This is a genomic window from Marinibacterium sp. SX1 (assembly GCF_050389775.1).
Classification (GTDB): Bacteria; Pseudomonadota; Alphaproteobacteria; order Rhodobacterales; family Rhodobacteraceae; genus Marinibacterium.
Map to the genome: position 1 here is coordinate 2,512,241 of NZ_CP177144.1, position 25,733 is coordinate 2,537,973.

Annotated in this window: 21 protein-coding genes and 1 other RNA gene; 11 read left to right on the forward strand and 11 right to left on the reverse strand. The window is 66.9% G+C overall.

Features of this window, described 5'->3' with window-relative positions; translation table 11 throughout:
- Positions 1–57: 57 nt before the first annotated feature.
- Both bmt and ACK3BB_RS11260 read right to left on the reverse strand, forming a co-directional pair.
- Positions 58–1,077: a betaine--homocysteine S-methyltransferase gene (gene bmt, locus ACK3BB_RS11255; RefSeq protein WP_428924739.1), complete on the reverse strand. Its 1,020-nt coding sequence runs from the start codon at positions 1,075–1,077 to the stop codon at positions 58–60.
- Positions 1,078–1,346: 269 nt separating this feature from the next.
- Positions 1,347–1,664, reverse strand: coding sequence for a DUF1476 domain-containing protein (locus tag ACK3BB_RS11260; RefSeq protein ID WP_428924740.1), 318 nt, complete (start codon positions 1,662–1,664; stop codon positions 1,347–1,349).
- 162 nt (positions 1,665–1,826) lie between these two features.
- On the opposite strand from ACK3BB_RS11260, the gene purC reads away from it, so the two are divergent.
- Genes purC through ACK3BB_RS11285 form a run of 5 tightly spaced genes read left to right on the forward strand, consistent with a single transcriptional unit; the run spans position 1,827 to position 6,690 of the window.
- A complete protein-coding gene (gene purC, locus ACK3BB_RS11265) occupies positions 1,827–2,585 on the forward strand; it encodes a phosphoribosylaminoimidazolesuccinocarboxamide synthase (RefSeq protein ID WP_428924741.1) in 759 nt (252 codons plus the stop codon).
- Between the two features lie 27 nt (positions 2,586–2,612).
- Positions 2,613–2,843, forward strand: coding sequence for a phosphoribosylformylglycinamidine synthase subunit PurS (purS, locus tag ACK3BB_RS11270; RefSeq protein ID WP_428924742.1), 231 nt, complete (start codon positions 2,613–2,615; stop codon positions 2,841–2,843).
- Complete coding sequence (gene purQ / locus ACK3BB_RS11275) at positions 2,843–3,511, forward strand: phosphoribosylformylglycinamidine synthase subunit PurQ (protein ID WP_428924743.1); 669 nt, start codon at positions 2,843–2,845, stop codon at positions 3,509–3,511. Before purS ends, purQ begins: the two co-directional genes overlap by 1 nt.
- 37 nt (positions 3,512–3,548) lie before the next feature.
- A complete protein-coding gene (locus tag ACK3BB_RS11280; protein ID WP_428924744.1) occupies positions 3,549–5,327 on the forward strand; it encodes an ATP-binding protein in 1,779 nt (592 codons plus the stop codon).
- A gap of 25 nt (positions 5,328–5,352) precedes the next feature.
- On the forward strand, positions 5,353–6,690 hold the full coding sequence (locus ACK3BB_RS11285) for a sigma-54-dependent transcriptional regulator (protein ID WP_428924745.1): 1,338 nt from the start codon (positions 5,353–5,355) through the stop codon (positions 6,688–6,690).
- Positions 6,691–7,046: 356 nt separating this feature from the next.
- On the opposite strand, the gene ACK3BB_RS11290 is transcribed toward ACK3BB_RS11285, so the two are convergent.
- Entirely contained in the window at positions 7,047–8,129 is a 1,083-nt protein-coding gene (locus ACK3BB_RS11290) for an esterase-like activity of phytase family protein (protein ID WP_428924746.1), read from the reverse strand.
- Positions 8,130–9,062: 933 nt separating this feature from the next.
- Between ACK3BB_RS11290 and ACK3BB_RS11295 the strand changes: the two genes are divergently transcribed.
- Positions 9,063–12,161, forward strand: a complete 3,099-nt coding sequence (locus ACK3BB_RS11295) for an Rne/Rng family ribonuclease (RefSeq protein WP_428924747.1) — start codon at positions 9,063–9,065, stop codon at positions 12,159–12,161.
- 611 nt (positions 12,162–12,772) lie between these two features.
- Here ACK3BB_RS11295 and ACK3BB_RS11300 read toward each other — a convergent pair.
- Complete coding sequence (locus ACK3BB_RS11300; protein WP_428924748.1) at positions 12,773–13,042, reverse strand: sulfurtransferase TusA family protein; 270 nt, start codon at positions 13,040–13,042, stop codon at positions 12,773–12,775.
- A gap of 898 nt (positions 13,043–13,940) precedes the next feature.
- Here ACK3BB_RS11300 and ACK3BB_RS11305 point away from each other — a divergent pair.
- The 3 genes from ACK3BB_RS11305 (at position 13,941) to ACK3BB_RS11315 (ending at position 17,369) form a co-directional block, all read left to right on the forward strand.
- Entirely contained in the window at positions 13,941–14,693 is a 753-nt protein-coding gene (locus ACK3BB_RS11305; protein ID WP_428924749.1) for a cytochrome c biogenesis CcdA family protein, read from the forward strand.
- A gap of 100 nt (positions 14,694–14,793) precedes the next feature.
- On the forward strand, positions 14,794–16,029 hold the full coding sequence (locus ACK3BB_RS11310; RefSeq protein WP_428924750.1) for a hypothetical protein: 1,236 nt from the start codon (positions 14,794–14,796) through the stop codon (positions 16,027–16,029).
- A complete protein-coding gene (locus ACK3BB_RS11315; RefSeq protein ID WP_428924751.1) occupies positions 16,026–17,369 on the forward strand; it encodes a cytochrome P450 in 1,344 nt (447 codons plus the stop codon). Before ACK3BB_RS11310 ends, ACK3BB_RS11315 begins: the two co-directional genes overlap by 4 nt.
- A gap of 56 nt (positions 17,370–17,425) precedes the next feature.
- On the opposite strand, the gene ACK3BB_RS11320 is transcribed toward ACK3BB_RS11315, so the two are convergent.
- The 4 genes from ACK3BB_RS11320 to fumC are packed head-to-tail and all read right to left on the reverse strand — an operon-like array spanning position 17,426 to position 19,460.
- Positions 17,426–17,656 carry an N-(5'-phosphoribosyl)anthranilate isomerase gene (locus ACK3BB_RS11320; protein ID WP_428924752.1) on the reverse strand — a complete coding sequence of 77 codons (231 nt, stop codon included), beginning with the start codon at positions 17,654–17,656 and terminating at the stop codon, positions 17,426–17,428.
- 24 nt (positions 17,657–17,680) lie between these two features.
- A complete protein-coding gene (locus ACK3BB_RS11325; RefSeq protein WP_428924753.1) occupies positions 17,681–17,896 on the reverse strand; it encodes a ribbon-helix-helix domain-containing protein in 216 nt (71 codons plus the stop codon).
- Positions 17,893–18,069 carry a DUF4169 family protein gene (locus ACK3BB_RS11330; protein ID WP_428924754.1) on the reverse strand — a complete coding sequence of 59 codons (177 nt, stop codon included), beginning with the start codon at positions 18,067–18,069 and terminating at the stop codon, positions 17,893–17,895. The genes ACK3BB_RS11325 and ACK3BB_RS11330 overlap by 4 nt, the downstream gene beginning before the upstream one ends.
- Positions 18,066–19,460: a class II fumarate hydratase gene (gene fumC, locus ACK3BB_RS11335; protein ID WP_428924755.1), complete on the reverse strand. Its 1,395-nt coding sequence runs from the start codon at positions 19,458–19,460 to the stop codon at positions 18,066–18,068. Before fumC ends, ACK3BB_RS11330 begins: the two co-directional genes overlap by 4 nt.
- 214 nt (positions 19,461–19,674) lie before the next feature.
- Here fumC and ACK3BB_RS11340 point away from each other — a divergent pair, with 214 nt between their 5' ends.
- Positions 19,675–20,337 (forward strand): hypothetical protein, encoded by a 663-nt coding sequence (locus tag ACK3BB_RS11340; RefSeq protein ID WP_428924756.1) that lies wholly within the window; start codon positions 19,675–19,677, stop codon positions 20,335–20,337.
- A 413-nt stretch (positions 20,338–20,750) separates the two neighbouring features.
- Here the strand turns inward: ACK3BB_RS11340 and ACK3BB_RS11345 are convergent, their stop codons facing one another.
- From ACK3BB_RS11345 to ssrA, 3 genes are all read right to left on the reverse strand, one after another.
- The gene (locus tag ACK3BB_RS11345; RefSeq protein WP_428924757.1) at positions 20,751–21,221 is read right to left on the reverse strand and encodes an SspB family protein; all 471 of its coding nucleotides are present in this window, start codon (positions 21,219–21,221) and stop codon (positions 20,751–20,753) included.
- A gap of 76 nt (positions 21,222–21,297) precedes the next feature.
- Positions 21,298–22,536, reverse strand: a complete 1,239-nt coding sequence (chrA, locus tag ACK3BB_RS11350) for a chromate efflux transporter (RefSeq protein ID WP_428928727.1) — start codon at positions 22,534–22,536, stop codon at positions 21,298–21,300.
- A gap of 626 nt (positions 22,537–23,162) precedes the next feature.
- Positions 23,163–23,511, reverse strand: a transfer-messenger RNA (tmRNA) gene (gene ssrA, locus ACK3BB_RS11355).
- A gap of 402 nt (positions 23,512–23,913) precedes the next feature.
- Between ssrA and ACK3BB_RS11360 the strand changes: the two genes are divergently transcribed.
- A complete protein-coding gene (locus tag ACK3BB_RS11360) occupies positions 23,914–25,464 on the forward strand; it encodes a Hint domain-containing protein (RefSeq protein WP_428924758.1) in 1,551 nt (516 codons plus the stop codon).
- The last annotated feature ends 269 nt before the right edge of the window (positions 25,465–25,733 follow it).

Consider the following 25,733-nt stretch of genomic DNA (forward strand, 5'->3'; position numbering starts at 1 on the left):
GGAGGACGGGGGCAGCGCCCCCAGGTCATACGTTGCAGCAGGAATGACGCCCGGGGCCTATCCCCGACGCCGGCGCCCGCGCCGTTCGCGCACCGGCCCGCCGTCATCGCCGGTGCCGTCGCTGGCCGAGGAAAACCCGCCGAGTGCGGCCTGGATCGCGTCAAGATCGGGGGCCTCGCCGCCCGGCTCGACACTGTCCAGCGCCTCGCGCATGGCGCGCAGGTGATCGGGCGTCGTGCCGCAGCAGCCGCCGATGATCCGCGCCCCGCAATCGCGCGCCATCAGCGCATAGGTCGCCATCAGCTCGGGCGTGCCGTCGTAATGGATGTGGCCTTCGACATATTTCGGAATGCCCGCATTGCCCTTGGCAATCACCGGCACGTCGGTTTCGGCCGCCCGGAAGCCCAGCACCGTGCGCAACAGGTCCGACGCGCCCACGCCGCAATTGGCCCCGAAGGCCAGCGGCGCCGGATCGAAATCCCCGACCAGCCCGACCATCGCCTCCGAGGTCACGCCCATCATCGTGCGCCCCGCCGTGTCAAAGCTCATCGTCCCGCACCAGGGCAGGCCGGCCAGGGCAAAGGCCTCGGCCGCCGCGCGGAATTCCTCCGGTGCCGAGATCGTCTCGACCCAGAGCACGTCGACCCCGCCGTCCTTCAGCCCGTCGGCCTGTTCGTGGAACATCTCGACGGCCAGCTCGTGCGACAGCTCGCCCACCGGCTGCATGATCTCGCCCGTGGGCCCGACCGACCCGGCCACCACAACCGGGCGGTCCTGGCGATCGGCCAGGTCGCGGCCCAGCTCGGCGCCCACCCGGTTCAGCTCGCGCACGCGTTTCTGCGCATCGTGCAGCTTGAGCCGCGAGGCATTGCCCCCGAAGGTATTGGTCAGGAACAGGTCCGACCCGGCATCCACCGCGCCCTTGTAAAGCGCCGTGATCTTCTCGGGCGCATCGACATTCCACAATTCCGGCGGCTCGCCGGCCTTGAGCCCCATGTTGAACAGGTTCGTCCCGGTGGCCCCATCGGCCAGCAGGACGCCTTTCGCGGCAAGAAGATCGGCAAGGGAGGTGGACATGGCGGCTTCCTCGTGGCGTGGGCGGTGCGTTCACATTTCACAAACGGGCATTTCACGGACGCGTCATCACCGCAATTCCAAAACGTGCCGTATTTCGGCCAAAACCGACCCGCGCAGCGGGGCGGCCCCGGGGACGGAAGCGCCGCGCAGCGGCGCGCGGCAAGTATGACGAAAGGGGCGGCGAAACGAAAACGGGCGCCGCGTCAGCGGCGCCCGGGTGGGACATGGGCATGCGGGGCCGCGTCAGCGGCCACCGGCGGGGCCGGGCGTCAGCCCAGCTCTTCCATCAGCTGGGCCTTGGCCACCGGCAGCAGCTCGGCCAGCTTGGCCCGGATCGTGTCGGCGTCGCTCTTGTCGCCCAGGTCGCCGGCCAGCTTGCGCACGACATCCTCGTGGCCTGCTTCCTCGAAATCGGCGATCACCACGGTCTTGGCATAGGCCTGGGCCTCGTCGCCCGTCTTGCCCAGCAGCTCCGCCGCCCAGAGGCCGGCCAGCTTGTTGCGCCGGGCCGTGGCCTTGAACAGCATTTCCTCGTCATGGGCGAACTTGGCTTCGAAGGCGTGTTCCCGATCATCGAAGGTGCTCATGGCGTTCCCCTTTCTCCTCGATATCCGTTACCCGAGATATGCTGTCGCGCGCCTGCGCGATCAAGCTTTTCCGGTTCGCTTGCGACCATCGGGCCCATCGCGTATGAGAGCGCATGATCGCGCGGGGACGCCCGCGCCCCTCTTTTCCCGAAAGGCCCGTTTATGGCGCGTCGCAAGAAGATCTACGAAGGCAAGGCGAAGATTCTCTATGAAGGCCCCGAGCCGGGGACGCTTGTCCAGTATTTCAAGGACGATGCCACCGCCTTCAACGCCCAGAAGAAGGACGTGATCGAAGGCAAGGGTGTGCTGAACAACCGGCTGAGCGAGTTCTTCATGACCGGTCTCAACCAGATCGGCGTGCCGACCCACTTCCTCAAGCGGCTGAATATGCGCGAGCAGCTGGTGCGCTCCTGCGAGATCATCCCGCTGGAAGTCATCGTGCGCAACTATGCCGCCGGCAGCCTGACCCAGCGTCTGGGCATCGCCGAGGGCACCCAGCTGCCCCGGCCGATCGTCGAATATTGCTACAAGGACGATGCCCTGGGCGATCCGCTGGTCACCGAAGAGCACATCGCGGCCTTTGGCTGGGCCAGCCAGCAGGACATGGACGACGTGCTGTCGCTGGCGCTGCGGGTCAACGATTTCCTCAGCGGCGTGATGCTGGCCGTCGGCATCCGGCTGGTCGATTTCAAGATCGAGATCGGCCGGGTCTACGAAGGCGATTTCCAGCGCCTGGTCGTGGCCGACGAGATCTCGCCCGACAGCTGCCGGCTGTGGGACATCGAATCCGGCCAGAAGCTGGACAAGGATGTCTTCCGCCGCGACCTGGGCAACCTGACGGACGCCTATTCCGAGGTCGCCCGCCGGCTGGGTGTCATGCCCAAGAACTCGGGCCATGCCAAGCCCACCCTGATCAACTGAACAGACCCCAATCGAAGGGATAGCCCGATGAAAGCTCGTGTCACGGTGATGCTCAAGGATGGCGTGCTCGACCCGCAGGGCGAGGCGATCCGCCAGGCGCTCGGCTCGCTGGGGTTCGACGGGGTGACCGGCGCCCGCCAGGGCAAGGTCATCGAACTGGACGTGGCCCCCGACACCGAAGAGGCCCAGATCGCCGAGATGTGCGAGAAGCTGCTGGCCAACACGGTGATCGAAAGCTACCGGATCGAGGTGCTGTGATGCGCGCCGCCGTCCTGGTCTTTCCCGGGTCCAACTGCGACCGCGACCTGGCCATGGCCTTCCGCAATGCGGGGGCCGAGGTCGAGATGGTCTGGCACAAGGACACCGAACTGCCCGCGGGCGTCGACATCGTCGGCGTTCCGGGCGGCTTTTCCTTCGGCGATTACCTGCGCTGCGGGGCCATCGCGGCCAATTCGCCGATCTGCAAGGCCCTGGCCGCCCATGTCGAGCGGGGCGGCTATGCCCTGGGCGTGTGCAACGGCTTCCAGGTGCTGGCCGAAACCGGCCTGCTGCCCGGCGCCCTGCTGCGCAACGGCAACCAGCATTACATCTGCCGCAACGTGGGCCTGGAGGTTGCGACCTCGAATTCGGCCTATACCGAGGGCTACAACGCCGGCCAGGTCGTGACGATCCCGATCGCCCATCACGACGGCAATTACTTTGCCGATGGTGACACGCTGGACCGGCTCGAAGGCGAAGACCTCGTGGCCTTCCGCTATACCGACAACCCCAACGGCTCGCAGCGCGACATCGCGGGTATCCTGTCGCCCAACCGCCGGGTGCTGGGCATGATGCCCCATCCCGAACGCGCGGCCGAAGAGGCCCATGGTGGAACCGACGGGGCGGCGCTCTTCCGCGCATTGACCGGGGCGCTGGAAACCGCCTGACTTGAGCCTGTCGCAGCGGCGGCGTAGCTTGGCTGCCATGTCGAGCGAAGACAACACCACGGCGAGATCCGGCCGAAGCTGGGGCCGCCGCCCCGGCCACATCACCTGGCGCGTGCGCATGGTGCTGATGGCCCTGTTCGGCCTGGCCGTGGTGACGGTCTGGACGACCAATTCTCTGCTGACCGAACGCTTCACCTCGACCACGCGCAACCGGGCCGAACTGCGCCTGGCGCTGTACTCCGGCAACCTGCTGTCCGAACTGCGGCGCAATGCCATCGTGCCCCAGTTGCTGGCCCGCGATCCGGCGCTGATCGGGGCGCTCAATTCCTCCGATTACACCGCCTCGTCGCAGCGGCTGATTTCGTTCAAGGACGAAATCGGGGTGGCCTCGTTGCAGCTGCTGGACCGCGACGGGCGCATCGTGGCCGCGACCGACCGCGAAAAGCTGGGCGCCCAGCTGCGCAATGCCTCCTATTTCGTTGATGCCATGCGGGCCGATGCGACGATCTTCTCGACGATCGAACGCGAGGCCGGGGGCTATCAGTTTCTCTATTCCCGGCGCATCGAAAGCGGCACCAACGTGATGGGCGTGGTTGTCGTCGAGGTCGACCTGCGCAAGTTCGAACGGGCCTGGGCCGGCATTTCCGACGCGGTCATCGTGACCGACAGCAACGGCACGATCGTCCTGGCCACCGAGAACCAGTGGCGCGGCCTGTCCGAGGAAGACGCCCTGTCGCGCGAGACCCCAGAAAGCGCCATCGAACGGGCGATCCGGGCCACCGCCGACTGGACGGCCCTGCCGCCCGATGCCTACGTGCTGGGCGAGGGCGTGATGCGCATGGAAACCCGCATCCCGTTCCGCGGCTGGCGGATGGCCTCCTTCACGACCTATGCCTCGGTGCGCGAAAAGGTGAACGGGGTGCTGGCGCTCGAGATCATGGGCTTTGCCATCCTGCTGTCGCTGGTCTTCTACGCGCTCAGCCGGCGCACGGCCCTCCGCATGATGCTGTTCCAGCGGGAATCGGTCGAGCTGCGGGCCCTGAACACCCGGCTTCAGCGGGAAATCGCCGAGCGCGAGCGGGTCCAGGAAACCCTGGCCGTGACCGAACAGACCCTGGCGCAATCCTCCAAGCTGGCCGCCCTGGGCGAGATGTCGGCCGCCGTCAGCCACGAGCTGAACCAGCCCCTGGCGGCGATGAAGACCTACCTGGCCGGCGCGCGGCTGCTGCTCAACCGCAACCGGCCCGACGAGGCGATGGCCGCCTTCAAGCGGATCGACGGGCTGATCGAGCGGATGGGCGCGATCACCCGCCAGCTGAAATCCTATGCGCGCAAGGGCACCGATTCCCTGGCGCCGGTGAACCTGAACGAAGCACTGTCCTCGTCGCTGTCGATGATGGAACCGCAGCTGCGCCAGCGGGCCGTGCGGATCACCCAGATCCTGCCCACCGAGCCGGTGCTCGTGCTGGCCGACCGGGTGCGCATCGAGCAGGTCATCATCAACCTCTTGCGCAATGCCATCGATGCCACCAAGTCGGTCCAGGATCCCGAGATCGAGATCCTCCTGGCCAAGGGCGAGACCGCGCGGCTGTCGGTGCGCGACAACGGCCACGGGATCGAAGACCCCGACCAGCTGTTCGAACCGTTCTACACGACGAAACAGCCGGGCGACGGGGTCGGCCTGGGGCTGGCGATTTCCTCGGGGATCGTGGGTGACCTCGGGGGACGTCTGACGGCACGGAACGGACAGGCGGGTGGCGCAGTTTTCGATGTGCAACTGCCGATATACGAGCCGGCGCAGGACGCCGCGGAATAAAGAAAAGATCAAAGGAGCGCCGTGAATGGCTCAAGCCATGAAGATCGCGATCATCGACGACGAAAACGACATGCGCCAGTCGATCAGCCAATGGCTGGCCTTGTCGGGCTATGACACCGAAACCTTTGCCAGCGCCGAGGATGCGCTGAAACGGTTGTCGCCCGATTACCCGGGGATCGTGATTTCCGACATCAAGATGCCGGGCATGGACGGGATGCAGTTCCTGAAAAAGCTGATGGGCACCGACAGCACCCTGCCGGTCATCATGATCACCGGCCATGGCGACGTGCCGATGGCCGTCGAGGCGATGCGGGTGGGGGCGTTCGATTTCCTCGAAAAGCCGTTCAACCCCGACCGGATGTCGGAGCTGGCCAAGCGCGCCACCCGGGCGCGGCGGCTGACGCTGGACAACCGGGCGCTGCGGCGCGAGCTGTCCGACGGCACCCAGCTGATGTCCAAGCTGGTGGGCAATTCGCCGGTCATGGAACGCCTGCGCGAGGATATCCTGGACCTGGGCCAGTCCGACGGCCACGTGCTGATCGAAGGCGAGACGGGCACCGGAAAGACGCTGATCGCCCACGCGCTGCATGCCGTGGCGAGCCGCGCGGCCAAGAAATTCGTGCTGGTCAGCTGTGCGGCCTACGAGGACGAGGCGCTGGCCAAGCGGCTCTTCGGGCCGATGAACCCCGAGGACGAGCATCTGCCGGCCATCGAACAGGCGCGCGGCGGGACGCTGGTTCTGGAAGGGATCGAGAGCATCGGGCCGACGGTTCAGGGCAAGCTGCTGGCGACGATCAACCAGCAGGGCGAGCCGGCCGAGACACGGATCATCGCGATTTCCAACATGCAGGAACAGGGCCGCACCTGCGAAGACGCGCTGCGCCCCGACCTGTTCTTCCGGCTGGCCGCGCTGCGCATCATCGTGCCGCCGCTGCGCCAGCGGGGCGAGGATATCCTGCAGCTGTTCACCCAGTTCACCGAGAGCTTTGCCGACGAATACGGCTGCGACGCGCCCAAGGTCTCGGCCCAGGAGGCCGCGCAGTTCCTGCAGGCGCCCTGGCCGGGCAACGTGCGCCAGCTGATCAACGTGGCTGAACGGGCGGTGCTGCAATCGCGGCGGGGGACGGGGACGATTTCGTCGCTGCTGATGTCCGACCACGAAGAGATGCAGCCGGTCGTGACGACCGAGGGCAAGCCGCTGAAGGAATATGTCGAGGCGTTCGAGCGGATGCTGATCGACAATACGATGCGGCGGCACAAGGGCTCGATTTCGGCGGTGATGGACGAATTGTGCCTGCCGCGCCGGACGCTGAACGAGAAGATGGCCAAGTACGGCCTGCAACGGGCGGATTATTTGGGGTGAGGCGCGCCCGGAAATCGGTCCAGTGGACCGATTTCAGCGCCGAACGGGCGGAGCCCCGGGGCAGGCGCGCCCGGAGATCGGTCCAGTGGACCGATTTCAGCGCCGAACGGGCGGAGCCCCGGGGCAGGCGCGCCCGCGTCGACACCTACAGATGAAGCCTCGGGGCAGGCGCGTCTCGAAAACACCCATAGGACGTTGCCCGCCCCAATCGGCCCCCCGGGCCAAACGCCCGGGGTGTCTGACAAAGCAGCAGCCCCTGGGCGACCCATCCCCCTCAACCACACCCCAACCAAAAAGGGCGGAGCGCCACGCGCCTCCGCCCTTTCCATTTGCTCACCCCGCCATGCGGGGCGGGATCACATGTCGCCCGGCAGGGTAAAGACCACGAATTGGGTGAACTGGGTGGCCGCGTTGAAATTGTCGTCCGAGGCCAGGACCATGATGGGCCGGCCGCCGATCTCCGGACCCCAGGACAGGGATTCGATATTGTCGATGTCCAGCCCGTGATCACCTTCGCCGATCTCGAACCAGGGCGTCTTGGTCACCGGCGCCGCCGCCGCGATGTCGTCCTGGCCCAGGATGCTGTCGGCCCCGTCCAGCGACACGGTGAAGACCCGGATGTGGTTGCCGACACCATGGGCATAGCTGCGCTCGACGGCCACCAGCCGCCCGTCGGGCAGGGTTTCAAAGGCCGTCAGCCCGTTGTCGTTCCAGAAGGGTTCCTGGCTGGCCGCCTCGAAGATCGGTTCGGTCGGGTAGACATATTCGGCCACCGGCTCCAGCGAGTTCGTGTCGATCACCAGGATGCGTGCCGGGCTGCCGGCTTCCAGCGTTGCCCGGTCGCCGTCCTGGGCCAGGCCGTTCTCGGTGCCCACGAACAGGCGGCTGCCGTCGGCCGACAGGGCCAGGGCCTCGAAGGCCAGGTTGTTGAACACGCCCCGGGTGCCGTCGCTGTCGGGCGTGTAGGCCTCGGGGATTGTCAGCCGCCGGGTCGTGCCGTCGGCTGCGGTCACGTAGATCGCCGGCACGCCGGCCGCGTCGCGTTCGGTCGACCAGAACAGCCGCTGGCCCGCGCCGTCCCAGGCGATGCCCTCGGGGTCGGTCGCCCGCGGGGCAAAGGCCGCGCCGGTCTCGTCGGTCAGTTCGGTCATCGACACGATGTCTAGGGTCACCACACCGTCTTCGCCGGCCGTCAGCGCTAGGTCATAACGCCGGGCCGGGCCGTGGTCGGCGCGGTCGTCGGAAATGGCATGGAAATGCCCGGTCGCGGCGTCATAGCTGAGATCCGAGATGCCGCCGAAGGGCACGCCGGCGATCGACAGGCCCGAAGGCACGATGATCTGGCCCAGGAAATCGGGCGCCGGGCTGTCGGCCAGGGCGATGGACGCGGCCAGCAGGGCGGGCAGGGCCAGGGCGGTGGATGTCGCGGTCGGGGTCATGGGCGGGTTCCTTGGGATCAACTGTCGCGGCAGGGTAAGGCGCGCAGGTAACGGCCGCGACACGAAGCCATGACAGGGACGTGACGCCGGGGGCAAATCCCTTGGCGCGATCCCCCGGCGCCGGTGACGGGGCAGGGGAACTGTGCAGGGCAATGGGGGCTTTGGCGCCTCGTGCCCGATGGCAAGGGGGGCTGGCCCGCGTTTGGCGCCGCAGGCCCTCCGGTCCCATGGGCTAGCTGTGGAGGCCTGTCGACATCTGGCGCAGAAGGCAAGCGGGCGGCCCGGGTCCGGGGCGCGGGACAGAGGGCAGCCGAGGGTGGCGCGGCTCATGGGCTGCGGATCGTCAGGCTTCAGGCAACACCGGGCCTGCCGCTGGCCCCGAGGGTCGGACCGGCAACGCGAACACAACGCCCGCAAGCGGCCCGGAGCCGGGCAAGTCAGGGCCCGGCCCGCAGCCGAACAGGCCCCACCGTCGGCCAGGGTGCGGGGTCAGGGCCACACCCGGTGCGGCATATTCCTGCCCTGTGGATCGTTTTTATGCATTGTCATTTCGGTATGCGTAATCATATGGTGTTCCGACGGAGTGTGCCCCGCATTGGCGGCGGCCCCCCGTATCATTGAGTTTCGCTGCCCGACCCCTGTCGCCCTATGCGCCGGCAGGATGCGTGGGCAGACCGATACGGCCCGGACATGGGGCCACCGAACCGTCCGTAACCGGGCAAGCTCCCGGGTTCCGGGCAAAGAATGGGCAGGCGGTCCGCGACCGACCTGTCGGAGAAGAACCGCGATGACGCGCGTGCAACAGCTGAGAGGACAGGCCGCAGGGCAAACTGCCCGGCTGCGCACCGCGTTTCCCATCGCCTTGACAAGACAGACCGACCCGCGTGCCGTCCCGCCAGGGAGGGCGCGTCCGTTGGTGTGCAGTAAGGATACATGGCAAAGAAGATGCTCATCGACGCCACCCACGCGGAAGAAACCCGCGTCGTGGTGGTGGAAGGCAACAAGGTCGAGGAATTCGACTTTGAAAGCGAAAACAAGCGGCAGCTCGCCGGCAACATCTACCTCGCAAAGGTAACCCGGGTCGAACCGTCGCTGCAGGCGGCGTTTGTCGATTACGGCGGCAACCGGCATGGCTTTCTGGCCTTTGCCGAGATCCATCCCGATTACTACCAGATCCCCGTCGCCGACCGTGAGGCGCTGATGGAGGAAGAGCGCGCCTATGCCGAGGCGATGCGCGCGCGGGATGAAGAGGAAGAGAAGAAGAAATCTTCGAAATCCTCGCGGTCGCGGTCGTCGAAATCCTCGTCGTCCCGGTCCTCGCGGTCGTCGTCGTCGTCGTCGACCAAGGCCGCCAAGACCCGGTCGGATGATCCGGTCGAGACCAAGGACGTCGCCTCCCCCGAGGATGCCGCCGACAAGACGGCCGAGATCCGGGGCATGGAAACCATCGACCTGGGCGATGACGAGGATGCGGTCGGCACGACCGAGGCCCTGGTCGAAACCCCGGCCGACGCTGTGACCGAGGCGGCGGACACCGACGCCACCGCGGCCGAAACGGTCGTGGCCGAAGATGCCGTTGCAGCCGCGCCCGCGGCGGATGCCGACGAGGCCCCGGCCGAGGCGGCCGCCGCTGACGAGACCGTGGCCGAAGAGGCCCCGGTCGAAGAAACCCCCGCCGAAGACGCCGCCGAGGACACGGCAACCGAAGAAGCAGGCGACGCCGCCGCAACCGATGACGCCGCCAAAGACGCCTCGGACGAGGACGACGCAGCTGACGACGCGGGCGACGATAACGACGACGACAGCGACGGTGACGACACCGACCGCGACGACGCCGCCGCCCGTGACGACACGATCGAATCCGTGGCCGACGAGGACGACAGCGACGACATCCGTCCGCCGCGCAAGCCCCGTCCGCGCCGCTACAAGATCCAGGAAGTCATCAAGGTCCGCCAGATCCTGCTGGTGCAGGTCGTCAAGGAAGAGCGTGGCAACAAGGGCGCCGCGCTGACCACCTACCTGTCGCTGGCCGGCCGGTATTGCGTGCTGATGCCCAACACCGCCCGTGGCGGCGGCATCTCGCGCAAGATCACCAATGCCACCGACCGCAAGAAGCTCAAGGAAATCGCGACCGAGATCGACGTGCCCCAGGGCGCGGGCCTGATCATCCGCACCGCGGGCGCCAAGCGCACCAAGACCGAGATCAAGCGCGACTATGAATACCTGCAGCGGCTCTGGGAACAGATCCGCGAGCTGACGCTGAAATCCATCGCGCCGGCCAAGATCTATGAAGAAGGCGACCTGATCAAACGCTCGATCCGCGATCTGTACTCGCGCGAGATCGACGAGGTGCTGGTCGAAGGCGAACGCGGCTACCGCGTGGCCAAGGACTTCATGAAGATGATCATGCCGTCGCACGCCAAGAACGTGCAGCGCTACGAAGAGCAGATGCCGCTCTTTGCCCGCTACCAGGTGGAAAGCTACCTGGGCGGCATGTTCAACCCGACCGTCCAGCTGAAATCGGGCGGCTACATCGTCATCGGCGTGACCGAGGCGCTGGTGGCCATCGACGTGAACTCCGGCCGGGCGACCAAGGAAGGCTCGATCGAGGAAACCGCGCTCAAGACCAACCTGGAGGCCGCCGACGAGGTGGCCCGCCAGCTGCGCCTGCGCGACCTTGCCGGGCTGATCGTCATCGATTTCATCGACATGGACGAGCGCAAGAACAACTCGGCCGTCGAGAAGCGCATGAAGGACCGTCTGAAGACGGATCGCGCGCGCATCCAGGTCGGGCGGATCTCGGGTTTCGGCCTGATGGAAATGTCGCGCCAGCGGCTGCGCCCGGGCATGATCGAGGCGACGACCCAGCCGTGCCCGGCCTGCCATGGCACCGGCCTGATCCGGTCGGACGACAACATGGCGCTGACCATCCTGCGCCAGGTCGAAGAGGAAGGCGTGCGCCGCCGCTCGCGCGAAGTGCTGGTGAAATGCCCGGTGGGGATCACCAACTTCCTGATGAACCAGAAGCGCGAACACATCGCCCAGATCGAACAGCGCTACGGCCTGTCGGTCCGGCTGGAGGCCGATCCGCACCTGGTCAGCCCCGATTTCTCGATGGAACGCTTCAAGACGGCGACGCGCAGCGTGCCGGCGGTGAGCGCGCCGGTGGTCTCGGCCGACAGCTCGATCATGGACATGATCGATGCCGAGGACGAGGTCGAAGAGGATCTGACCGAAGTCCAGGCCGAAGAGCAAACCGACGAGCGGTCGGACGGCGGCGCGTCGAACAGGTCGAACGGCTCGGACGGTGAAACCTCCGAGGACGAGGATGCGCCCAAGCCCAAGAAGCGCCGTCGTCGGCGTCGGCGCAAGTCGAGCAAGTCGTCGAGCAGCGGGTCGGATGCCGAGAATGGCACCGAGACGGATGGCGAGACGGCCTCGGACGAGGATCAGCCCAAGGCGGATGCGGTGAACGACGCTGCGACCGAGGGCACCGAGGCGCCGGCCGAAGAGGCGGCGGAAGCGCCGGCCGAGGTCGAGCTGCCGATCGAGGCGAATGCCGAAGAGGCGCCCAAGCCGGCCTTTGATCCCGAACCCGAAGCCATGGACGAGCCGGTCGCTGCCGCCGAACCCGAGGTGGCGCCCGAAGTGGCGGCGATCACCGAGGTCGAGGCCCCGGCCGAAGAGGTGGCTGTCGATGAAGTGGTTGCCGATGAGGTAGTCGCGGAAGAGGTGGCCGAGCCCGTGGCCGAAACACCCGCCGAAGAGCCTGCCATCGAGGAACCGGTAAGCGAGGCCCAGGAAGAGGTGGCTGGCCTGGCCGATGCCTCGGACACGGCCGAAGAGGCGGTGGACACGCCGGCCGATGACGCGCCGGCCGACGAGGCCCCCGCAGCCCAAGCGGCGCCCGCACCCGAAGAGGCGCCCGCCACGGCCGATGAGGCACCCGGCGAAGAGGCCGACACGACCGAAATCGATTCGGACGAGCCGGCCAAGCCCAAGCGGCGCGGATGGTGGTCCATGGGCTCCTGACCGGACCCTTGCACGGAACAAGACAAGAGCGCGGCCCCCGGGCCGCGCTCTTGCATTTCAGGCGATCCCTGGATCCTGCGCGCAACACGTTTTCCGACGGAAAAACGGGTCCGGCCCTGTGCCAACACGCTGGATTGCAGGTCGGTGAAGGCAGCAGTGATTGCAGATCGGTTTGGGCAGGCGGGGCTTCAGTCCGCTGAGGGCGGTCCGGGATTGCGGGCTGATGCGGGAAGTCGTGGCTGTAGGTCGACGAGGGAGGCCGGGATTTCACGCCGGTAACGGCAGGCGGGCTGCAGTCCGCTGAGGGTGGTCCGGGACTGCGGGCCAGTGAGGGAGGTCGTGGCTGCAGGTCGACGAGAGCAGCCGGAGTTTCACGCCGGCGAAGGTAGAGAGGGTTGCGTGTCGGTGACGGCAGGCGGACTTGCAGGCCGGTGAGAGCAGTCCAGGGGTGCGGGCTGCCAAAGGAAGCTGCGATTGGAGGTCGATGAAGGCTGACGGGACTGCCAGCCGCCGAAGCCAGACTATAGCGCCGTCCGGCTCAGGCGGGCGGGATAGAAGGTCGGGTCAGGCGGGGTGTTGGCGCCGGTTGAGGCGCGGCTTCGGGGCCGGGTTCAGCCGCCCTTGCGGATCAGGTAGACCTGCATCTCGTCGCGTTCGTCCTGCGACAACAGGCCATGGCCGGCCTCGTTGCAGAAATGCGGCACGTCGATCACGGCAGCCGGATCATCGGCCCAGACCTGCAACACCGCGCCCCGGGGCAGGGATTGCAGGCGCTTGCGGGCCTTGAGGACGGGCAGGGGGCACAGCAGGCCCCGGGCGTCGAGCGTTTCGCTGATTTCGATCATTCCAGAGTGATAGGACGGCGCCCCAGTCCTGTCCATCACTCTGTCCGGGGCGCGCACCGGACATGGGCGCGGGCTTGCCGGGGCGGGTGGTCAGCGTTTTGTCCTTGTCCTTGTCCTTGTCCTTGTCCTTGTCCTTGTCCTTGTCCTTGTCCTTGTCCTTGTCCTTCTGTCTCTGTCTCTGTCTCTGTCTCTGTCTCTGTCTCTGTCTCTGTCTCTGTCTCTGTCTCTGTCTCTGTCTCTGTCTCTGTCTCTGTCTCGTTCCGCTTTTCCGATGCCCCGTCTCTCCTGTGGTGCGGGGATGCGTGGCGATGATGACCGCTCCACGGCTTTGCGTCCGACGAGGCGCCGAATAGCAAAATCCAACCAGCAGACTTTCGTTATGATTGAGGGACCCGCAGCGGGCAGATCACGGGCGATAAGATCCGACCCCTTCCTGACCTATGACGTCGATACCGGCCTGCGTGGTGCCCACCGAAATCTGCCTGTTTGATGGCGCTGACATCGGTCCGCCGGATGGCATTGATACCCGCCTGCGCGGTGATCTCGTCAGCTGACGGCACTCTGTCCTCCCGCATGCGCCGCGCTGGCCCGGTCGCCTATTGGCCATCGATGCGCGCCGCCGATGCCCGTCGACCTCTGCCCGCCCTGAGGTAGCTTGCCGCCTCCGCCGATGGGCGCCGCTTTGTGCTTGCCAATACAGGCCGTGTTGGGTCCGGCGATATGCGTCTGACCGATGCTTACCAACATGCGTTCGACCGGTGTCCGCCGGCTTGTGCTCTACCCGCCCTACGGTCACGGATACCGGCCCGACACGTGCCCCCAAACACCCGCCCGGTCCTGCGCCGCCAAAGGCACCCCCGGCCTGACACATGATCCACGGGGATGTGACCTTGCGGCGCGTGACTGGCCGGGCGGAATGGCCTAAGCGGGACGGATGTTCGGACTGGATATCATCGACGCCGCGCTTCTGCCGGCCATGGCCATCGCCCTCGTCGCAGGGCTGATCAGTTTTCTGTCGCCCTGCGTTCTGCCCATCGTGCCGCCCTACCTGGCCTACATGAGCGGCGTGTCGGTCAGCGATCTCAACGACGGGGCCAAGGGCCGGGGCTCGGCCCTGGTGCCGGCCGTGTTCTTCGTGCTGGGCCTGTCGACGGTCTTTCTGTTCCTGGGCTTCGCCGCCTCGGCCATCGGCTCGGTCTTCCTGGCCTACCAGGGCTGGTTCAACACCGTCGCCGGCCTGCTGGTCATGGGCTTTGGCGCGCATTTCGTCGGCGTCTACCGCATCGGTTTCCTCGACCGCGAGGCCCGGATCGACGTGGGCGACCGGGGGGGATCGTCCTTTGGGGCCTATGTGCTGGGCCTGGCCTTTGCCTTTGGCTGGACGCCGTGCATCGGCCCGCAGCTGGGTGCCATCCTGTCGTTGGCGGCCTCCGAGGCCTCGGTTTCGCGCGGGACGATGCTGCTGGCGGTCTATGCGCTGGGGCTGGGCGTGCCCTTTTTGCTGGTCGCGGCCTTTCTGCCCCGGCTGGGCGGGCTGATGGGCTGGATGAAACGCCACATGGAACAGATCGAGCGGGTCATGGGCCTGCTGCTCTGGACCGTCGGGCTGCTGATGCTGACGGGCGGGTTCTCGCGGTTTTCCTATTGGCTGCTCGAAACCTTTCCGGGCCTGGCCATGCTGGGCTGACGCGGACTGGTGGGCGTAGGTCCGGCCGGGCCTGAAGGTGGCGCAGAGAGGCCTTAATCCCGACAAGCTGGCGGGCTATGGTGGGCCCGAGAGGTCCGAGATGAGCAGCGCCCAGGGGCGGCAGGTGAGGCGGCGCCGGGTGTTTTACATTCCCGGCTACGATCCGATCCCGCCGCGCAAGTACCGAGAGATCTATCGCCGGGAAGGGGCCGAACAGGCCCGGATCTCGGGCTATCGCATCGCCGTGGCCGGGCGCCCGGCGGGGGCGGGGCCGTTCGGCTGGGACGTGCGGGCCACGATCGAGGGCGAAGAGGTCGCGGCGCGGGTCGAGGTGCTGGTCTGGTCGGACATCGTCAAGGCCAGCATGTCGGGCACCATCGCGGCAACCTATGGCCAGCTGTGGCGTACGGCCCGGGCCTACCTGGGCACGGGGGCGTTCTGGCCGTTGCTGCGCCTGCGCAAGGGCCCGGTGATTGCCGCGCTCTACCCGGTGGGGATGCTGTTACTCTACGCGCTGCTGGCCCTCGGGCTGGGACGGCTGGCTTTCTGGCTGGTGCTGGCGCTTTTGTCCGGGCTGGGGGCATGGGCGGCTCTGCCCGCCCTTGCGGCCGGTCTCGCGACGGCCATCGGGGTGCTGCGGCTGGCCCGAAGGGTCGACGGGCGGACCTTTGTTTTCTACCTGATGCATGATTTTGCCTATTCGGCCGAGGCCCGGGGGGCGATCCCGCCCGCCCTGTCGGACCGGCTGGCGCGTTTCGGCGACCTGGTGGCCGAGGCGCTGGCCGATGATGTCGAAGAGGTGCTGGTCGTCGGCCATTCCTCGGGGGCGCACCTGGCCGTAACCGTGCTGGCTGACCTGGTGCGGGCCGGGCGGGTGCCGCGGGACGGGCCGGCGCTGGCCTTCCTGTCGCTGGGCCAGGTGGTGCCCATGGTGTCCTTCCTGCCCGGGGCTGACCGGCTGCGCCGCGACCTGCGCGACCTGTCGGTGGCCGGGGGGGTGACCTGGGTGGATGTGACGGCGCCGGGCGATGGCTGTGCCTTTGCCCTGTGCGACCCGGTGGCGGTGACCGGCGTGGCGCCCGAGGACCAGCGATGGCCGCTGGTGATCTCGGCAGCCTTCACCCGGACGCTGTCGCCCGAACGTTGGGCGGCCCTGCGCTGGCGTTTTCACCGGCTGCATTTCCAGTACCTGCATGCGTTCGACCGGCCGGGCGATTACGATTACTTTTGCATCACCGCCGGGCCCCGGACGCTGGCCGGGCGGTATGACGGGCGGGCGCCGTCGCAGTCGCGCATCGTCACGCCCCTGTCAAACTATCGGTCGGTGGCGCCATGATGCCCCCGAAGCCGCCGTCGCGGCCCGACAGGGTATCGCTGCTACGGTATGCCCGGCTGTTTCGTCGGGACATCCTGTCGGCCCAGCCCGAACGGCTGTACCGAGCCTGGATGGCCGAGTTCCGCACGCCGTTCTTCCGGTCCTTCCTGGTCAACCAGCCCGACCTTGTGGCCGAGATCCTGAAGGCCCGGCCGCGGGATTTCCCCAAGTCGGACCGTGTGGGCGAGGGGCTGCGGCCGCTCCTGGGCAATTCGGTTTTCCTGACCAACGGGGCGACATGGGAACGCCAGCGGCGGATCATCGACCCGGCCTTCGAGGGCGGCCGGCTGAAGGACACCTTTCCGGCCATGCTCGCCGCGGCCGACCGGGCCGTCGAGGGGTTGGCGGAGGGCATCGTCGAGATCGAGGCGGTGACCAGCCAGGCGGCGGCGGACGTGATCTTCCGCACGCTGTTTTCCATTCCGATCGATCACCGGGTGGCGGGCGAGGTCTTTGACGCCTTCCGCAGCTACCAGCGCAGCCAGCCGATCCTGAACCTGGCGGCCTTTGTGCCGGTGCCGCGCTGGGTGCCCCGGTTCTTCTCGCGGCGCACGCGGGCCACGGCGCGGACGATCCGCGACCTGATCACAGGGCTGACCGAAGCGCGCCAGCGCGAGATCGATGCGGGCCGGGCGCCGGACGACCTGGCGACCAAGATCATGACAACGGTCGATCCCGAGACGGGGCAGGGCTTTGACACCGACGAGATGGTCGACCAGGTGGCGATCTTTTTCCTGGCCGGGCACGAGACCAGTGCCTCGGCCCTGGGCTGGGCGCTGTACCTGCTGGCCACCCATCCCGAGTGGCAGGAGAAGGTCGCGGCCGAGGCCCGGGCGGTGACGCATTGGGATTTCGCGGCGATGTCGCGGCTGCGGGTGACACGGGACGTGTTCCGCGAGGCGCTGCGGCTGTATCCGCCGGTGCCGATGATGGTGCGCGAGGCGACGGGCTGCGAACATTTCCGCGACCGGGAGGTACCCCGGGGGGCGCAGCTGGTGCTGAGCCCCTGGCACCTGCATCGCCATGCGCGGCTGTGGGACAATCCCGACGGGTTCGACCCCGAACGCTGGCAGGGGGAGAACGGGCGGCGTTGCGGGCGCGAGGCCTATATCCCGTTCTCGGCCGGGGCGCGGGTCTGCACCGGGGCGGGGTTTGCGATGATCGAAGGCGTGCTGATCCTGGCGCGGTTGATGGCGCGGTATCACGTGGCGCCGGTCGAGGGGCGCGTGCCGGTGCCGGTGGCGCATCTGACGGTGCGGTCCAAGGACGGGATCTGGTTGAAGGTCAATGCGCGGGGGTGACGGGCAAAACTTTCATTGAAAGTTTTGGGAAAAGTCTCGGGGAGACTTTTCGGGCGTCAGAGCCAGATGCGGATGGGTTCGTTGTTGCAGAAGATGACAACCTGCTCGCCGTTGAGCACGGCATGATAGCCACGTCTTCGAAGTTCTTGTTCGAAGGCTTCGCGTCCGACGATCATTTCCATGTCGCGAATGGAGCGACGCACGACCTGGCCTTCACGGGCGGCCTTGGCGTCGAAGATACGTTGCATCCAGAGATCGGGCGGCAGGTGACGGGAAATGTGGGACATGCCGCCAGTTTTGCGGCAGCGAGGTTAACGCGCCCTTAACCGGCGCAGGACAAACAGCCGGATGGCCGAGGCCAGCCCGGTATCAAGGTCGCGCCCGGCGTCGATCTCGGCCGCCAGGGCGTTGATCGCAATGCCATCCTCGGCCGCGATCTCGCGGAACACGTCCCAGAACTCGTCCTCGAGCGACACGCTGGTGCGATGCCCGCGCAGGGTCAGCGAGCGTTTGCGCGGCGGGCTCATTCGTCGGTCTTGTGGCCGTCCAGCCGGCGCTCGGCCAGGCTGGTCCGGGCCTTGTCGCGGGTCTTGTCGGCCTTGCTGCGCCCGAATTTCACCGCGTTCTCGTCGGCGCGGGCCTTCTTCTCGGCCCGCGCCTTGTCTTTCCGGAACCTGTTCAGGTTGACCGGTTTGCTCAATCCTTCGGCCCGATCATGTCTTCGGGACGCACCACGCGGTCAAAGGTCTCCTCGTCGACATATCCCAGCGCGATGGCCTCTTCCTTGAGCGTCGTGCCGTTCCTGTGCGCCGTCTTGGCCACGGTCGTCGCCTTGTCGTAGCCGATGGTCGGCGCCAGCGCCGTCACCAGCATCAGGCTTTCCTTCATCAGCTTGTCGATCCGGGTCTCGTTGGCCTGGATGCCGGCCACCATGTTGTCGGTGAAGGCCGAGGCGCTGTCGCCCAGCAGCTGCATGGATTGCAGGACGTTGTAGCTCATCATCGGGTTGTAGACGTTGAGCTCGAAATGACCCTGCGAGCCGGCCATGCCGACGGCCGCGTCATTGCCCATGACATGCGCGCAGACCATGGTCAGCGCCTCGGCCTGGGTCGGGTTGACCTTGCCGGGCATGATCGACGAGCCGGGTTCGTTTTCCGGCAGGATCAGCTCGCCCAGGCCCGACCGCGGGCCGGAGCCCAGCAGGCGGATGTCGTTGGCGATCTTGAAGAGCGAGGCGGCGACCGTCTTGAGCGCGCCCGAGAACATGACCATCGCGTCATGGGCGGCGAGTGCCTCGAATTTGTTGGGCGCGGTGACGAAGGGCAGGCCGGTGATCTCGGCCATGTTGGCCGCCACGGCCTCGCCCCAGCCTTTCTTGGTATTCAGCCCGGTGCCCACGGCCGTGCCGCCCTGGGCCAGCTCGTAGATGTCGGGCAGGCAGGCCTTGACCCGCTCGATGCCCTTGGCCACCTGGTGGGCATAGCCGCCGAATTCCTGGCCCAGCGTCAGGGGCGTGGCATCCTGGGTATGGGTGCGCCCGATCTTGATGATGTCCTTGAATTCTTCCGATTTCGCCACCAGGGCCGCATGCAGCTTTTCCAGCCCCGGCAGCAGCACGTCGCGGGCCTGCATGGCGATGCCCACGTGCATGGCCGTGGGGAAGGTGTCGTTGGACGACTGGCCCATGTTGCAATGGTCGTTGGGGTGCACGGGGGTCTTCGACCCCATCTCGCCGCCCAGCATCTCGATCGCCCGGTTGGAAATCACCTCGTTGGCGTTCATGTTCGACTGGGTGCCGGACCCGGTCTGCCAGACGACCAGCGGGAAATTGTCGTCGAACTTGCCGTCGATCACCTCGCCGGCGGCGGCGATGATGGCATCGGCCAGCTCGGGCGCCATCGCGCCGTTGGCCTTGTTGGCCATGGCACAGGCCTTCTTGACCACACCGAGCGCCCGGATGATCGGCACGGGCTGTTTTTCCCAGCCGATGGGGAAATTGATGATCGACCGCTGGGTCTGTGCGCCCCAGTACTTGTCGGAGGGGACTTCCAGCGGGCCAAAGCTGTCGGTTTCGGTGCGGGTCTCGGACATCTGTCGCTCCCTTGCGTGGACACTTGCAGGCGGGTTTAGCGGGGTGGCCGGGTTTAGGCAATCTGGCTGTTTCCCCTGCGGTTTCCGCAAGGTGCATGGCGGGCGGTGTCGCCAACGTGATGGGCGCGGTGAGAAAGGGCTTGAGTTCGCCGGGGCGAGAACGGAAACTTCGGCGCGGCGGGATCAAGCCCCGCCAGGATCAAGGAGATCGCCGATGCCCCGTTGCGCAGGTTCCCATGCCCGTCCGGCCCTGTCCCGGGTCCGCCCGGCCGCCCGTCGGGTGGCAGGCCGGTCCGCCGTGGCGCGGGCCGTGGCCCGCCCGGCCGATGACCTGCGCCCGCTCAAGACCCTGGGCCTGACCCTGCTGGTCGCCCTGGCGCTGGCCCTGCTGGCCGCGGGCCGGGCAGGGGCGGCCGAGATCGCCGATTTCGTGGGCTCGTACAAGGGCAAGGCCCAGATCGCCTCGGCCGGCGAGATGCACCAGCGCGACCTGTCGGTCGAGATCCAGGAGACCCGCGAAGGCTTCAAGGTCGATTGGAGCACGATCACCTACCGCGCCGACGGGCGGACCAAGGAAGCGGTCTATTCGATCAATTTCGTGCCCAGCGACCGCGACGAGGTCTATTCGGCGGCCATGCGCAAGAACATGTTCGGCCATGACGTGCAGATGGACCCGATGAAGGGCGAGCCCTATGTCTGGGCGCGCATCATCGGCGACACGATGACGGTCTTCTCGCTCTTCGTCGACGACCAGGGCGGCTATGAGATCCAGGAATTCAACCGCACCCTGACCGAAGGCGGGCTGGACCTGGATTTCCTCAGCGTGCGCAACGGCGCCGTGCGCCGGCGGGTCGAAACCTTCCTGGCGCTGGAATAGGCGCGGCCCCGGCGCGGGATCGGGTGTTGGTGCCTGCCGAGGCGGGGGTCAATGTGGCGATTGCGTTCGCTGCCGGCCGGACGAGGGGCGGCGCCTGATCCTTTGGCACTGCATGGCGTTTGACCCGTCGCCCGGGGGCAGCCTGTTGCTGCATCGTAATGTGCGAGGGCAACTCCGGTGGGGACGTGATCTGCGAGGTCGCCTGGGCCTCTGCAGCACGTCCCGGCTGAAACTTTACCTGTAAGGCAATCTCCGGCGGCACCCTTCCCGGGAAACACGCGCCGCGTCCACCAGGCCTTAGGGCGGCCATGGTTCCGGCGTCGGGCGGTGCAGGGGCAGCACGTCGGGGAAAACGCAACGGGCGCGCCCATCGGCACGCCCGGGATCGTTCAATGCGGCCCGAAGGCCCCGGCTTACTTGCGGAACTTGTCCAGCGACACGACCTCGGCATCCGAGGATTTGCGTTCCTCGGGCTCGGGCTGGTCTTCCGGCTCGATGGGTTCGGGCGGCTCGGTATCGGGGTCGTCATCCTCGGGCGATTCGAATCGCAGGCCGAATTCGACCGACGGATCGACGAAGGTCTTGATGGCGTCGTAGGGGATATAGAGCGGCTCGGGCTGGTCGCCAAAGTTCAGCGTGACGGCAAATCCGTCATCGGTCACGTCGAGATTGTCGAACCAATGCTGCATGACCACCGTCATCTCCGACGGATAGCGGTCCGACAGCCAGTCGGCCAACAGGGCGTCGGGATGGGTCGTGTCAAAGGTGATGAAGAAATGATGCGCCCCGGGCAGGCCATTGGCCTGCACATCCTCCAGCACGGCCTTGATCAGCCCGCGCATCGCCGTGTGCATCAGATTTCCGTAGTCGATATTGCGTGGCATCGCACCATTCCCTGCCGTCTTGGCTACAGAATAGGGGATTCGGAGGGAAACGAAAGACGCCCTTTGCGTTAATCCGTCAGAGCAGATTCAGCCCCAGTGCAACCGCCGCGCAAAGCGTCAGTACCGGCACCATCGACCAGCGTGCGCCAAAGGCCAGCGCGGCGGCCAGGGCGGTCAGGGCCAGGGCGGTGGGATCGAGGCTGGCCAGGTCGGGCCAGGGCAGGGCCAGCGGGCCGATGTCCAGCCGGCCGACCCGGGCAAAGAGCACGTGCAGGGCAAACCACAGCGAAAGGTTCAGGATCACGCCGACCACGGCGGCGGTCACCCCCGACAGCGCGGCGGTCAGGCGCGGGCGGGCGGCGAGACGGTCCAGGAAGGGACCGGCGAGGAAGATCCAGAGGAAACAGGGCACGAAGGTCGCCCAGAGCGCCACCGCCCCGGCGGCCAGCGCCAGCCCGGGGCCGCCCGACAGGAAGCCGGCCAGCATGGCCACGAACTGGGTCACCAGGATCAGCGGTCCGGGGGTGGTCTCGGCCAGGCCCAGGGCGTCGATCATCTGGGCGGTCGAGATCCAGCCGAATTGCGCGACCACGGTCTGGGTCATGTAGGCCAGCACGGCATAGGCGCCGCCAAAGGTGACCACGGCCAGCCAGGCAAAGAACCAGCCGATCTCGGCAAGCAGCGGCGGGCCGGCCAGGGAGAGCAGCGCCAGCGGCGCCAGCCAGAGCACCAGCCAAGTTGCCGCCGTGCGCAGGGGATGGGCCGCCGGCGGGGCAGGGGCCGCGGCCGGTGCAGCGGGGCCGGACATGCGTGCATAGCCCCAGGCCGCGGCGGCGGCGATGATCAGGGGAAAGGGCAGGTTCAGGGCGAAGATGGCCAGGAAGGCCAGCCCGGCCAGCGCCCAGGCATCGCGCGATTTCAACGCCCGCCGGGCGACCCCGCGCAGGGCCTGCAGCACGATGACGATGACCGCGGCCTTGACCCCGGTAAAGGCCGCCTGCACCGGGCCCAGCTGGCCGAAGGCCGCGTAAAGCGCGACCAGGACGCCGATGACAAGGGCGCCGGGCAGAACGAACAGCCCCCCGGCCAGCAGCCCGCCGGCCACCCCGCGCTGGCGCCAGCCGGCATAGGTGGCCAGCTGCATCGCCTCGGGTCCGGGCAGCAGCATGCACAGCGACAGGGCGCGCAGAAAACCGTCCTCGTCGAGCCAGGGCCGGTCTTCGACCAGCTCCTTGTGCATCAGGGCAATCTGGGCCGCCGGGCCGCCGAAGGACAGCAGGCCGATACGCCCGAAGACCTGGACCATCTCGGCCATGGAGGGCGGTTCAGGCTGATTATCCAGGGGATTGGCGGGGGCGCCGGCGCCATCCGGGCCATCGGGCGTGGGCGCGGTGTCGGGCGGCGTGGCGGCGGCAGTTTCGGGCACGGGGCTCTCCATCCGTCAGGCCAGCACGCGGCCCGGTTGCCGCGACCTGACCCGCCCGGGGCAAATCTGTCAATAGATCCGCCCGGACGCGCCGGTGGGCGCGTGGTGCAGGGGGGATGGGGGCGGCGTGTGACGATGCGGGGGAAACCCGATCAGGGATCGCGTGATGTGGCGAAGGGGCCAGGCCGTGCGGGGGCGACGTCAGGCAAGCCCCCCGATGCCAGGTGCAGATGCCGTTGCGTGGTATGTGGGTTGATCCCATTGCGCGGGGGGGCAGGATCAGGCCGTGGATTGTCCGATCGCACGCACGGATGCCGGATCACGCGGTGGATTGCCTGATCGTACGGACGGATACCGGATCACGCGGTGAATAGACGGATCGCGGGGGCGAATATCGGGTCGTGCCTTGGATTACTGGATCACGCGAACAGAAGCCGGGTCGTGCCGTGGATTGCCGGATCGCGCGAACGAAAGCCGGGTTATGCGGTCGGATGTCGGATCATGCAGGGGAGGGAAATGCAGGTTTCTGTTGCCAGGTACCTGCGAACCCCGCCTTACGCGGCTAGGCGCAAGGGCTTAGATTTCGGTCTTGTTACTGCTTACGCAGCAACGGCGACCGGAGCACGATTGTCGTTGGCAATTGTACTATGTTCGCCGGTAACGGTGGCAGACAGCCGAGACAAAGCATAACCCCTTTAGACGTTCGTCGATCCTGTTTCGGCCCCATGATCCCCCAACGCGGGATGTTTGGTGGAGCCGCCGGGTACCGCCCCCGGGTCCGATCCGCTTATTACGAGCGCGTTTATGTCCATAGCTCCGAAGAGCAGATCGAATGTATGGGAGAGCCGCGCGGGTTTCAAGAGCATGCCGCCGGGCGGTGCCCTGCGATCTGCCCGGGGACGCGGCGGCGCGGCGGGTGATTCACTCCGGTTGGGGTATTATGTGACTCTGCTTTGGGGTGTGTCGCGGCAGGGCTGCCCATTTTTTGCCCCGAATGCCGCGATATTGTTGTCGCTGCGTCAACAATTTCCTGACCTTTTCCATCATTGAATCGTGAAATTCACGGAACGCCACAGATTTTTCATGAATTGAAGCGACCTGCGCCCCCGGTTCTGTTAACACCCTGTCACTGACAATGGGCTGCCGATTGACGATTCCGGGAATTTTCCCCGGGCAAGTGTAGGGGGAAACAGCATGGCCACAGATGTTCAGACGGTTGATGACGTCGAGGTGAATCCCGACTCGAACAACCCTACGTTGTTCGACATGACCTCAACCCTCTACATTCTCGACGAAGGCGCAGACGATGACGGCTTTCAGCTCTCGGCCGAGTTGCAGGGCGCCGATACCGACCAGGACCGGATCGACGTGGCCATCGTCATCGACACCTCGGGGTCGACGCGCGATTCCTCGGGCAGCGATTTCACCGGCGACGGCAAGGACGAATCGATCCTCGAAGCCGAGCTGATCGCCGCGCTCGAAGTCTTTGATTCCTACATCGCCGCGGGCTACGAGGGCGACGAGGTGGTGATCTCGCTGGTCACCTTTGCCTCGGATGCCGATGACCGGGGCTACTACACGCTGGACGACCGCGACGATTTCGTCGCCATGCTGGACGACATCAAGGATGACGGGCCGAACGGGGGCACCGATTTCGACGAGGGGCTGAAATCGGCCGAAGACGCCTTTGAGGCGGCGGGCGCCGACCCGGATGGCACCAATATCGTGCTCTTCATGTCCGACGGCTATCCCACCGAATCCTCGGACAACGCCATCCGCAATGCCGCCGAAGACCTGGAAGACAATTACAACGCGGTGATCCGGGGCATCGGCATCGGCGACAATTCCTCGCTGACCAAGCTGAACATCCTCGACAATACGCCCGGCGGCGCGGTGCAGGTCGAAAACGGCCAGGAGCTGGTCGACATCATCGTCGAGCCGCTGACCGATGCCGATTTCCTGCGCTTCGAGATCGAGATCGAGGGTGTCGACGCCAATGGCGACCCGCTGACCCAGACGATCACCCTGCAGGAAAGCGACGCGGCGGTGATCAAGACGCCGCTGGGCTGGTCGATCGACAAGCTCGAGATCGACCCGAATTTCATCGCCCCGCAGGATCTGACGGTCACGGTCAACGGCATCTTTGCCGAGGATCCGGGCAACCCGGGCAGCGGCGAGCAATATGTCACGACAATGCACAACATCCCGCTGGTGATCTGTTTCACCCCGGGCGTGATGATCCTGACGCCGACCGGCGAGGTGGCGATCGAGGACCTGGGCATCGGCGACCGGGTGATCACCCGCGACCACGGTGTGCAGCGTATCCGCTGGATCGGGGCGACAACCCTGCCGGCGGGTTATGTCAACCGGACCTCGGCCATGCGCCCGGTGCTCGTGCGGGCCGGGGCGCTGGGGCCGGACCAGCCGGTGCGCGACATGCGCCTGTCGCGCCAGCACCGCATCCTGGTGCGCGACTGGCGGGCCGACCTGCTTTTCGGCAAGCCCGACGGTGTGCTGGTGCCGGTGGTCTCGCTCCTGAACGACAGCACGATCATCGAGGACCGGCCGACCGGCCCGGTGACCTATATCCACATGGCCTTCGACACCCACGAGGTGGTCTATGCCGACGGGATCGAGGCCGAGAGCTTCCATCCGTCGGAACGCTCGGTCTCGGGGCTGACGGCGGCGCAGCGCGAGGAATTGTTTACGCTGTTCCCCGAGCTGCGCGGCGCGCCGCAGAGCCATGCCTTTGACGCGGCGCGGTCGAACCTGCGGGCGCGCGATGCCCGGGTTCTGGCCGAAACCCCCGAGGATTGAACGACGCCCGGCCGGGCGATCCGGCCGGGTGCTGTTGCCGCTTCGGCCTGCCGTTGATCCGGGCCTTGTGGTTCGGATGGTTGAACCGCCTTTGGTCATCGTCCGCCCGTCGCGGTGTCGCTGCTGCCCGTGGCCCGGCTGCGGGCGGTTGGCTTTGCGCGCAAGTGGTGGTCGGGGCGCTGCCGCCGCCGTGACCGGCCCTTGATCCTGGCCCTTGATTTCGGCCTTTGACCAGCCTTTGACCATTGTCCGCCCGATGCGGCGGCACT